The organism is Mucilaginibacter sp. (assembly GCF_025362475.1).
Lineage (GTDB): Bacteria > Bacteroidota > Bacteroidia > Sphingobacteriales > Sphingobacteriaceae > Mucilaginibacter.
On the sequence record NZ_JANYGH010000002.1, the window covers coordinates 1 to 11,989 of the forward strand.

At 43.0% G+C, this 11,989-nt stretch carries 8 protein-coding genes and 1 rRNA gene; 5 read left to right on the plus strand and 4 right to left on the minus strand.

What is annotated here, in order from left to right:
* Together rrf and Q0R88_RS00925 are read left to right on the plus strand one after the other, a co-directional pair.
* Positions 1-97: ribosomal RNA gene (gene rrf, locus Q0R88_RS00920) — 5S ribosomal RNA — on the plus strand; the annotation flags it as partial.
* A gap of 173 nt (positions 98-270) precedes the next feature.
* Complete coding sequence (locus tag Q0R88_RS00925; protein ID WP_295711287.1) at positions 271-1,059, plus strand: hypothetical protein; 789 nt, start codon at positions 271-273, stop codon at positions 1,057-1,059.
* A gap of 107 nt (positions 1,060-1,166) precedes the next feature.
* Here Q0R88_RS00925 and Q0R88_RS00930 read toward each other — a convergent pair whose 3' ends face one another.
* On the minus strand, positions 1,167-2,867 hold the full coding sequence (locus tag Q0R88_RS00930) for a c-type cytochrome (protein ID WP_295711288.1): 1,701 nt from the start codon (positions 2,865-2,867) through the stop codon (positions 1,167-1,169).
* A 330-nt stretch (positions 2,868-3,197) separates the two neighbouring features.
* Here Q0R88_RS00930 and Q0R88_RS00935 point away from each other — a divergent pair, with 330 nt between their 5' ends.
* The 3 genes from Q0R88_RS00935 (at position 3,198) to Q0R88_RS00945 (ending at position 8,318) form a co-directional block, all read left to right on the plus strand.
* The gene (locus Q0R88_RS00935) at positions 3,198-4,508 is read left to right on the plus strand and encodes an amino acid permease (RefSeq protein ID WP_295711290.1); all 1,311 of its coding nucleotides are present in this window, start codon (positions 3,198-3,200) and stop codon (positions 4,506-4,508) included.
* Positions 4,509-4,697: 189 nt separating this feature from the next.
* Complete coding sequence (locus tag Q0R88_RS00940; RefSeq protein WP_295711292.1) at positions 4,698-7,535, plus strand: outer membrane beta-barrel protein; 2,838 nt, start codon at positions 4,698-4,700, stop codon at positions 7,533-7,535.
* Positions 7,536-7,541: 6 nt separating this feature from the next.
* Entirely contained in the window at positions 7,542-8,318 is a 777-nt protein-coding gene (locus Q0R88_RS00945) for a GLPGLI family protein (RefSeq protein WP_295711294.1), read from the plus strand.
* A 315-nt stretch (positions 8,319-8,633) separates the two neighbouring features.
* Here the strand turns inward: Q0R88_RS00945 and Q0R88_RS00950 are convergent, their stop codons facing one another.
* The 3 genes from Q0R88_RS00950 to Q0R88_RS00960 are packed head-to-tail and all read right to left on the minus strand — an operon-like array spanning position 8,634 to position 11,986.
* Positions 8,634-9,422: an SDR family oxidoreductase gene (locus Q0R88_RS00950; RefSeq protein ID WP_295711296.1), complete on the minus strand. Its 789-nt coding sequence runs from the start codon at positions 9,420-9,422 to the stop codon at positions 8,634-8,636.
* A 29-nt stretch (positions 9,423-9,451) separates the two neighbouring features.
* On the minus strand, positions 9,452-10,738 hold the full coding sequence (gene fucP / locus Q0R88_RS00955; protein WP_295711298.1) for an L-fucose:H+ symporter permease: 1,287 nt from the start codon (positions 10,736-10,738) through the stop codon (positions 9,452-9,454).
* Between the two features lie 36 nt (positions 10,739-10,774).
* Entirely contained in the window at positions 10,775-11,986 is a 1,212-nt protein-coding gene (locus Q0R88_RS00960; protein ID WP_295711300.1) for a DUF6786 family protein, read from the minus strand.
* Between the last annotated feature and the right edge of the window lie 3 nt (positions 11,987-11,989).

Sequence of the window (11,989 nt, forward strand, 5' to 3'; positions counted from 1 at the left end):
GGCGGTGTCTACCTCTTCCCATTCCGAACAGAGAAGTCAAGCCCGCCAGAGCCGATGGTACTGCGGTAAAACGTGGGAGAGTAGGTCGGTGCCCAATCTTAAAAGCCCCAAAAGGCTGAATCGTGAAACCCTTCATCTATCGGATGAGGGGTTTTTGCGTTTATAGTAATTTTTCTTATCTATACCGGCAACTTCCTGGCTTCGCCTTGGTTTCAGTTCCTTTTTCGTTTGCCGTTCTTTTTGTTACATTTAAGGCATATACCTTAAACCATGACATCCCAACAGGCACAACTTTGGCAAAACATTCAAGACTTTCAATTAGATGGTCCCGAAGTTGATTTTACGTTTTCGGAAAGGCTGGCACGTGAAAATGGTTGGACTAAAGTTTATACCGAACGGGTTATCATCGAATATAAAAAATTCATTTTCCTTTGCTGTATCAGTTCAGATGGAGTTACCCCATCTGATCCTGTAGACCAGGCCTGGCACCTGCATTTAACTTATACTCAATCATACTGGACTGGTCTGTGTCGAGACGTCCTCGGGCAGGAAATTCACCATAACCCAACCCGGGGAGGTAGGGCCGAGGCTGGTAAGTTTAATGGCTATTATACGCGTACCCAACAGTTATATACGCAATTCTTTGATATTGCCCCACCCGATGATATATGGCAAAATAACATCACTCGTTTCACTGATATCAATTTCCAACGCGTAAATATGGCCAGGTATTGGCTGCTGCGCAAACCCGGGAACGGGAGCCAGGTGGCAATATTACTCATGCTTATTATTGTTGTGGGCTTGTTTATTCAGGCTTCAGAAACTGCTATAGCTATCGGTATAATGGTAGCTGTTATTGTTATAGTAGTAATAGCTGTTTATCAAAATGAAAGTGGAGGGAGCAGTAACGGTGGTTGCAGCGACAATGGTTGCAGTGGTGATGACAATGTTCATCATGGTGGCCATTCCGGGCATGATGGTCATGGTGGCGATAGCGGGTGCAGTAGTGGCTGTTCTGGCTGCTCGGCATCTGGTTGTAGCGGTTGTGGCAGCCATTAGTGAATAAGAAAATTGGAGGTAATTAAGAAACTATAAGATGATAGATTAAGGAGTTTGTAAATCAACGAGCAGGAAAAGATCCGGTGCCTGCTCTATCCGGTGAATGTTTATTTTACGCCCAGGCTTGCCCTTACCTTTTTAACTTCTGATGCGGTAACCAGGCTGCTGTTGTTACCGAAATTACTGCGGATATAGGTAAGCACTTGTGCTATTTGGGCATCGGTTAAAAAATTATGCTTGGGCATTACGCTATTATATGGTTTATTTTTAACCTTAACCGGTCCTTCCAGGCCATTTAGCAAAACCTGTATGGCCAGGTCTTTTTCCATGTATTTACCGCCGGTAACCCACTCAGATCCATTTAGCGGCGGAAATAGGTTGCCATCGCCTTTCCCGTTTTTTTGGTGGCAGTTGGCACAATAGTTAGCATATATTTTGGCTCCGCCTTTGAGCATACCGGTGGCTATGTTATTACGCACAGGGTTGGGCATTTTAAAATTCGGTAATTTTTTACGCAGTTCCATTTTGGCAAGTTGGTCATCGGCGAATTTGCTTTTATCGCCTTGGTAAAAAATGCGCCAAACCCTGCCTTTTTCGGTATCGCTTACATAAAGCGAACCATCGGGGCCAACAGATAATCCCATAGGGCGGCAAACTGCGTCACTTACGCTTACCACGGTATTATGTGCCGCAAAGCCATCTGCAAATATTTCCCATGAACCAGTGGGGACACCATTTTTAAAAGGAATAAACGCCACAAAGAATCCTGCCTGCGGATAGGGCGAGCGGTTGGTTGACCCATGGAAAGCTACAAATGCGCCATTCTTATACCTGGCCGGAAATTGGTTGCCGGTGTAAAAAAGCAGGTCGTTGGGTGCCCAATGCGCTTGGAAAGCTATCAATGGTTGCGCATACCGGGCGCCGTTACCAGCTTTTTTGCCGTCGCCCCCATATTCGGGGTTCAGTAATTTTTTATGTTTAATAGGATCATAGTAATAATAGGGCCAGCCAACGTCGGTGCCTTTTTTTATCTTTAAAAATTCCTCTGCAGGCATAACCGCGCTTTGCCAGGCACTAAAGATTTTAGGGAATAGCAGGCGAAAGTCATCCCGGCCATGGGCGACTATATACAGGCAGTTATCGGCGGTATTCCAGTCCATAGCCACTACGCTGCGCAGGCCAGTGGCGTAGCGGATGCCATCTTTTTGCTGCTGGTTGGGCTTGGCCTCGTCAAATTGCCAAATGCCTCCATATTCCTGCAAAAGCGGACAGCCCTTTACCCCTGGTGAGCCCGGCACACGATTTTGTTCCTGGCAGGCGTTTGATGGTGCGCCAAAAGCTACGTACATATGCCCGTCATTATCAAAGGCAAGGGGTTTGGCATCGTGCTCGTGCTCACCGTGCGCATCATGCAATATCAACTCCAGCGGGCCATCAGGTACCAACGTTGCCGGGTTCAATTTAGTTCGGTAAACATTTACTTCCGAACTGAAATACAGATAACCTTTATGAACGCGCATGGCCGTGCCATAAGGTCCCTTATCATCGTAATCGCCAAATTTTTGAATGATGTCAGCTTTGCCATCCTGATCGGTATCACGGGCGGCCACATTGCCGCCAATGGAATCGGGGAAGCGGAGTTTTACATAAATATCGCCGTTTGTATTTACGGCAAGATGGCGTGCCCGGCCCTCGAGGCTATCAATAACAATAAAGGCTTTAAAATTACCAGGGAGGTATAAGCCGCCGTTATTTGCATCTGCAACAAGGAGTTTATTTTTTTTTACGATAACCGTAAAACTGATCATGATTAACGCAATACCAATAACTGTAATATGCGTTATGGGCCGATGTGCCAAACTTATTGAAAGCCTTTTCACGCGTAAAAAATTGTGCTTTATCATTTCGAGGATCAGAAAAAGATCAATATTATTTGAATGGGTTAACGTAACATTTCAAACATTGCCGGTATTATAAGGATTTTAGATGTTAAATGTTTTTGATAAGCGGGTTAAAACTTTGCCGCCGCAAATAAAAAGTTGTCGGGAAGCTAATACTATGTATCATACGTATCAATAATTTTATCATCCATATTTAATAAAAACCCTATCTTATCGTCCTTTATAAACAGAACATATATGCCCGCATCTGAAAAAAAATTAGGTTTATGGACGAGCACCTCCCTGGTGGTGGGCAATATGATAGGTGCCGGTGTATTCTTGATGCCAGCGGCCATGGCCGGGTTTGGTAGTATAGGTTTGCTGGGCTGGGTGTTTTCGGCCATTGGCTCGTTCTTCCTGGCCAAAGTTTTCAGCAATATGAGCAAATTGTTGCCGCATGCTACCGGGGGGCCGTATGCATTTACCCGCAATGGTTTTGGCGATTTTGCAGGATTCCTGGTAGCCTGGGGATATTTCATATCTACCTCATGCGCCAACGCGGCTATCACCATATCATTGGTGAGCGCGCTTAGTACTTTTTTCCCGATACTGGCCACCAGTAATATTGCGGCTGTTTCAACTGGTCTGTGCGCGATTTGGTTACTTACCTATATCAATACGCTTGGTGTTGTTACCAGCGGCAAATTGCAATTGATAACAACTATTCTTAAGGTTTTGCCATTGCTACTGGTGGCTGTTGGCGGCTTGTTTTTTTTACAGCTTAAAAACTTTACGCCCTTTAACAGCAGCGGCAACACTACTTATGGTGCAATAAGCGCTACTGCTGCCCTGACCATGTTTTCATTTATAGGTATCGAATGTGCCACTATACCCGCGGGTAGTGTAATCAATCCGGAGAAAACGATACCTAAAGCAACCATGATCGGTTTATTTATAGCCACTTTGGTTTATATTTTGGGTAGTGTAAGTGTATTGGGAATAATCCCGGCGGCGCAATTACAGCGTTCCGTTACTCCATATGCCGATGCCGCTGTTGTAATTTACGGTAGCAGTGCCCGCTATTGGGTAAGCGCGGGTGTGGCCATTGCCGCTTTTGGCGCACTTAACGGGTGGACGCTGATGCAGGGGCAAATGCCCTTTGCTACTGCAAAGGATAAACTATTCCCGGCGATATTTGCCAGGCAGAATAAAAAAGGGGTGCCTTATGTAGGGATTCTTTTAAGCAGCGCGCTTGTATCTGTTTTCATGAGCATGAATTATACCAAAGGACTTGTTGAGCAGTTTAGGTTTTTACTGCTGCTATCCTTATTATCTATGTTGATCCCTTACCTGCTATCTGCCGCCTCGTACCTCATCATCAAGGCAAAAGCTAAACAAACCAACGGCTGGGCGGGTGCTGTACTGCTGGCCATTTTAGCGTTTGGTTATGCGTTGTGGAATATTGCCGGTACTGGCAAGGAGGCCGTTTATTATGGTTTTTTATTGCTGATGATCAGTGTACCGTTTTATGTTTGGGTGGCATATAAAAAAAGTAAAGAAAAGGAGTAAGGCCTGTGTAGTATTTTGTATTACAAATATTACGCTTTTATTATTTGTTTGTAAATCAATAGTTTCAATAATATCTATCCATTGTAAATGTTAAATTTTGGCGCTAAAGTGTTAAATTTCATAGCACAAGTGTTAAATAGCTTTGATTACTAAAAACTTAGTTATACCTTGGTTCTCATAAACTACCTTATGAAAATCACAATTCCTGCACTAATAATATTTTGCTTAAGTACGTTTTCTGTTTTTGCGCAAAATAGTTATTCCATTAAAGGTTTGGTTGCCGATACAGCATCAAACTCAAAACTTACCAATGCCACAGTAGCTGTTTTAAATGCCAAAGATTCCATTCTGCAAAAATTTACCAGGGTAAACGAAGGGCAATTTGCCATAAACAACCTTAAAAAGGGAAAGTTTATCCTGCTGGTATCCTACTCTGGTTATGCCGATTTTGTAGAGCGCTTTACGTTGGATTCTGCACACACTACACATAATTTTGGCAATATTGGTATGATACTTAAAACACAGCTGCTTAAAGAGGTAATTATAAAAGCCCAGGTAGCTGCTGTTAAAATTAAGGGCGATACGACCGAATTTAATGCCAAAGCCTTCACGGTACAACCCAATGCTAAGGTAGAGGACTTGCTGAAAGAGCTTCCGGGCATACAGGTGGATAAAGACGGCAAAATTACCGCTCAGGGCCAAACCGTAAGTAAAGTATTGGTTGATGGGGAAGAGTTTTTTGGTGACGACCCTACCCTGGTTACCAAAAACCTGCGTGCCGATATGGTGGATAAGGTACAGCTTTATGATAAAAAAAGCGACCAGGCCGCTTTTACCGGTATCGATGATGGTGTAAAGAATAAAACCATCAACATTAAACTTAAAGAGGATAAAAAGAACGGCTATTTTGGTAAAATAGATGCTGATGGCGGTACCGATAAATACTACCAGGAGCAGATACTTTTCAACAGGTTTAAGGGCAAGCAAAAGCTTTCGGTATATGGCACTTTGGGCAATACGGGTAAAGTAGGTTTAGGCTGGGATGATAACAGCAAATACGGCGGCAGTGGCGGTCTTGAATTTGGCGATGGGGGTGAGATTTATTTCAATGGCGGAGGTGGCGACGACCTTGACTCGTTTAGTGGCCGGTTTGATGGTGAGGGGATTCCCCTTGCGAGATCGGCGGGTGCGCATTACGATACCAAATGGAACGGCGATAAACAATCTATCAACGGCAATTTTAAAATAGGTTCGTTAAATGTTGATGGTACCAAAACTACGCTAACGCAAAACAATTACGGCAATACCTTTACCACTAATAACTCTGATCAGATTTTTCACAACCACATGTTTCGTCAAAAGCTGGATCTTACCTACCAGGTAAAGCTTGATACTGCACAAAATTTAAAATTGATGGTTGATGGAACAGATAAAAACACCATCACTAATAATACTTATGATTATGTGAGCAAGCGGGCCGATGGATCACTGCAAAACACCAACAACCGTACTATTGATAATAATGTGCATCAAAAAATATTTAATGCCAGCGCGTTTTATACCAAGAAGTTTAAAAAGGTTGGTCGTACCTTATCGGTAAACGTAACCGAGGGATTTAATCAAAGTAATTCGGATGGGCATTTATATGCCAGAACTAAATTCTTTGATACAACAGCTTTTGATAACACCGCGACTGCCACTAAAGATACCATCACTGATCAGCGTAAAACAACAAACATTAAAACCAATATCTTAAACACAAACCTTACCTATACCGAGCCGCTTTCAAAAACCTTTTCGGCAATTGTAAATTATGGCATCAACGTGAGTAACAACAGTGCCGACAGGCGATCATACAACGCTTCGGGAACTAATCCTGATGGCTCAAAACAGTATAATATGCTTGATACTACGGTAAGTAATAATTATAAGATAAACCAGGTATCAAACCAGTTTGGCTTAAACTTCAATTACAAAAGCAAGAAGAGTACATTTAATTTTGGTTCGCGAGTTTCGGCCGTTAATTTTAAACAGATAAATGAAATCACGGGCACCGAGCGTGTTCGTAATTTTACCAACTGGTTTCCGCAAGCCACTTTCCAATATCGCTTTTCTCAGCAGGAATCGGTAAGGCTGAGCTATAATGGTAATACTACTCAACCAACGATTGATCAGATACAACCCGTAAAAGTAAATACCGATAACCTGAACATTACGCTGGGTAATGCTAACCTGCGGCCATCATACACCAACCGCTTAAATTTTAGCTATAACTCCTATAAAGTACTGAGCGGACAATCTATATGGCTGTATGGATCCTATTCCAATACCTATAACCCCATTGTGAGCAATGTATCTACTATTGACGGTGCAAGTACCTATCAATACACCAACCTTAAAAATAAGCAAACTGTAAATATGTATGGAAGTATTTACTTTGACAGAAAAATACCGAAGGTTGATATCAACGCCGGCCTGGGTATAAACGCCAATGGCAATACCTATTATAATTACTCTAAAATTGATTCGGGCGCCAACCTGTTAAATAAAACACAATCATATACCTACTCGGCCGAATTCAGGTTATCAAAGTACAAACAGAAAAAGTATGATATCAATGCGTCCTTTGGGCCTACTTATACCATAAACTCATCCTCATTGCAACCCAATATTAACAATAATGGTCGCGGCTTTCAGGCCAGCGGCGGATTTAATATTTACCTGCCGCTGCATTTCACCATCGGGTCTGATTGTAATTACCAGTTTAATGCAAAAACACAGTCGTTTCCAGAGGATTTCAGAAAAACGATCTTAAATGCCACCATCGGTAAATCATTCATGAAAGATGAAAGCATTAAAATATACCTTGCCGGTAACGATCTGCTAAATCAAAATACCGGTTATAGCAGAACCGGGAGTGCTAACCAACTTTCGCAGGAAAGATATACCGCTATCAGAAGATTCTTTATGCTTTCGCTTGTTTGGGACTTTAACCACGTTGGCGGCGGCGCAGCACCTAAAAAATAACCAACCATGAAAAAACTCATTTTATTTGCAACCTGTTTATTTATGCTTGGCGGCAATACGCTGTTTGCCCAAAACAAGCACTTTACAACCAATGGCACCATCGAGTTTGAAAAAAGCGTGAACATGTATGCCGTTTTTCAAAAAATAATTGATAAGGATAATGAAGCGTGGCTGCAGCCGGCTTTTGATTCATACAAGAAAAATCAGCCGCAATTCAGGAAATTGAAAAGTACCCTTGCCTTTGGCAATAACAAAACTTTGTTTACGCCTATTGAGCCCGAGAACGTAAGCAATACTTTTTTCCTGGATAACCCGATGGTTGGGCAAAATAACGTTGTACAAACAGATTTAAATACCAATACCAGTATTAACCAGAAAAAGGTTTTTGAATCGGTTTTCCTGGTAAAGGATAGTGTACGTAAAATAGACTGGAAAATAACCACCGAAACTCGCGAAATAGCCGGGTTTACATGTCGCAGGGCTAATGCGCTGGTATTGGATTCGATTTATGTTGTAGCCTTTTATACCGATGATATACCCGTATCCGGCGGACCGGAGTCATTTGCCGGCTTGCCTGGGATGATATTGGGCCTCGCTATTCCTCACGAAAACGTAACGTGGTTTGCCACCAAAGTGAACGAGATAGTTGTTGACGATAAAGCTCTTACCGCACCCAAAAAAGGTAAACAGGTAAACCGGAAGGAATTATCTGCTACACTAACCGGGGTTATGAAAGACTGGGGTAACCAATCCAACTCCTATTTAAAGGCATTTGTGTTGTAATATATTGCGCATGCCCGTAAAAAACGGTCGTCATTGCTGTAAGGTACGAAGCAATCCCAAACTGTACAAATCGGATTTGTAGAGCTACTCTGTAAGTCGGGGATTGCTTCGTACCTCGCAATGACGTGCTTTTTAAAAAAAATTTGTCATCCTGAACAAAGTGAAGGATCTATTATTCGCTATGCTTTTTCGCCCTGTACAGTCTGTTAATAGATCCTTCGTTCCTCAGGATGACAAACCTTTTTAACGTCATTTCCCCCTTTAGAGGCCACAGGATTTTACAACTCAGGATGACAAACCTTTTAAAACGCAGGCCTACGCGTTTGCCAGCGCCCTATCTAAATGCACATAACCTCCGTCAACATGTATGAGTTGCCCGGTGGTGTGGCTTGACATTGGCGACAACAGGAAGGCGGTGGTATTGGCCAGTTCCTCGGCTGTGGTCATGCGGTTGCCTAATGGTATTTTTGCCTCAATCTCCTGCAGTTTAGCACCCGGATCAGGCAAGGTTTTTATCCAGTTTTCATATAGTGGTGTCCAGCATTCGGCTACTACAATGGCATTTACACGGATGCCGTATTTCAGCAGCTCCACAGCCCATTCACGGGTTAAAGCGTTGCGGCCACCGTTTGATGCCGCGTAGCCAGATGTATGGCCCTGCCCGGTATCGGCTGTTTTTGAAGTGATGTTAAGGATGGCTCCCTTTGATTTTTTAAGTTCGGGTAAAGCAAAATGTGCCATCAGGTAATAATGTACCAGGTTTTTATGCAGGGAGGCAACAAAGCCTTCATAGTTGCCGCTTTCTAAACCTACACCATCGTTAACGCCAGCGTTATTCACCAGGCCGTCAATTCTTCCAAATTTGGCAACTACTGCATTAATAGCGTTCTCGCTTGCTGTAGGATCGGTAAGTTCTGCAACTACCTGGAAAGCCTTACCGCCTGCCGCTTCAATTTCATGCACTACTTTAAGGTTATCCACTTCACTACGGCCCACAATAACGGGTATGGCGCCCTCAGCAGCCAGTACTTTAACAATGCCCTCGCCAATGCCCTTTGCACCACCGGTTACTATAATTACCTTATCTGTAAGTTGTAAATTCATGCTTATATGTTGTAAAATATCAAATACTATTAATGAGAAACGCTTAGTTTCACCTCTGTCGCCTCTTTCACCTTCAGGTTTTTAACTGCAAAATAAAAAACGAATAAAAAGCAGGCTGCGGGTACCAGGTAAGCTACCTGGATGTTGGTCATATCAGATAGTTTGCCCATAATAGGCGGGAAAACCGCGCCACCTACAATGGCCATAATTACCAGTGATGAACCTTCCTTGGTTTTGGTGCCCAAGCCCCGGATGCTTAATGAAAATATGGTTGGGAACATGATCGACATAAAAAACTCCACGCCTATCAATGCAAATACCGGGAACTTGCCATGCAGAAATACCGATAGTAAAATAAGCAGCACATTGGTAACGGCATAAATGGCCAGCAGTTTTACCGGGTTAATAAAGGTCATTAAAAATGTGCCTACGGCTCTGCCCGCCAAAAAGGCTATTAAAGCTGCAGTTAAATAATAAGCTGCGGTTTTTTCATCCATGCCGGATACGCGCTCAGAAAAACGGATAAAGAAACTACCAACACATGCTTGTGCACCTACGTAAAAAAATTGTGCAGCTACACCAAAATTCAGGTTCTTCTCTCTTAAAAGTGCACCTGTGCGTTGAAAAAATGATAAGTTTTCATGTAGCGGTGAGCCTTCGCCTTCCTCGACAATTTCGGGTAAATGTGTTCTCCATAAAAGAACAGTTACCACCAGCACACCAAGAGCAATAATGATGTAAGGTATTTGTACCGATGACGCTTCTTTATTTAAATAAGTATTCAATTGGCCTGATGACATGGCCGATTCTTGTACAGCAGTAAGGGTTTTGCCCGATAGAATAAAAATACCGCCGATTAAAGGCGCAAGGGCAGCTGCCAGGCCGTTAAATGTTTGGGCGAAATTAATACGTTGGGTTGCGCCTGCAGGATCACCAATGGCGGTGATGTACGGATTGGCGGCAGTTTCTAAAAAAGCGGCCCCGGAAAATATGATGAACAAAGCCCCCAGGAAAAACGCGTAGTTTCTTACAATGGATGCCGGGTAAAACAAAAATGCTCCTACCGAAAAAAGTATCAGCCCCAATAAAATTCCTCCTTTATAGCCATACCGTTTCATGAACTGGGCTGCCGGGATAGGCAACAAGAAATAGGCAAAATAAGATGCAGAATCAATTAATGAAGACTGCAAATCAGTTAACTGGCAGGCTTTTTTTAAGTGAGGTATGAGGATTGGATTTAAGTTTAGCGCAAAGCCCCATATAAAAAACAGGGAAGTAATGAGGGTTATTGCTAACAGATCTTTATTTTTTGCCATTGGTTGTTTGTTATAATTGGTTTATTTGATTGGTTTTTATTTTAATGCTGATGTAATATCCTTAAGCGAAATACCCAGCGTTTTTAATGCTATACTATTCAAGGCTTTTTCATCTCCGGTAAAATGAAACACGCTGTGTTTATGTGTTAGCTTTTCGCCGGGTTTCAAAAACGCGGCTGGCGATACGCTTTCAATTTCGTAGAACGGCCCCATTTGCGATCCATTGGCTAATTTGCCATCGTTATAAGCGTTCACGGCATCGCCGGAAAAAGGGGCTGTATCGGGTTTCCATTCCTGGTTAAGATAGCTTGCACCGCTATCTATATCAAAAACGGTAATGGTTAATACTTTGTTACTGGCATCATAGCTGCCGGCCATGTTTTTGGCCCGATTGGGTGGGATGCCCAGCTTACCGCGCGATTTACCGTCGGCTTTAAAAAGGAGGGTGCCATTGCCGTAGGTGATCCTGTCTTTAGCTATCTCGCCAAAATAATTAGTGGTAGCTACTTTGCCTGTTGCTTTATCTATATAGGGCACTACGATAATGGTTTTGGGCGATGGCGTAAACATATCCAAATTCCATAAACAGGGAGCGCCGGTAGTTTTATCCCAGGCTTTATCGCCGGCATTAATAATAGTATTGATGGTGCTAAAGCCAACCGATTTTACCGAATCATTTGTACTGATACCCAGTAATTGGTTAATCACATTCGGCTCCAATATTTCGATATCACGTTCCAGCTTGATGTTAAGCAGCGTACCCGCGTAATTTTGCATCTGGGTAGCCTTGCTCATAGATGCTTTTGTATCTGATGAGGAAAGCAGCTCCCAGTTTTCATTATCAATTGCTGCGGGAGTATGCCAGTTATCAAATTCCATTTTGGTGCCTGGCTTAAAGAACACGGAGAACGGGCCACCTTCGGGACCAAGCCAAAGGCGGTCTTCGCCACCAAAGGCATTCATGTGCGGGTCGGGTTGCTTAAGGTCGAAAGTTTCATATTTGATCCAGCCAAAGCTGTTTCCATCCAAACCATCGGCGGTGGAGGTAAATACCTTGGCCTGGTATTTTGGAGAAACGATAACCCTTGCGCTGCTATCTTTAGTTTTTAAAACCACAACGCTGCCATGTTTCTTTAAAAACTCCAAATCGTACCTGAAACTACCTTTAGTAGCCGGGGGCATGCGCATGGTACATGATGTAATACTTGCCGCCAACATAACCAGGGAAGAGATTTTTAAAGCGCTCATAGC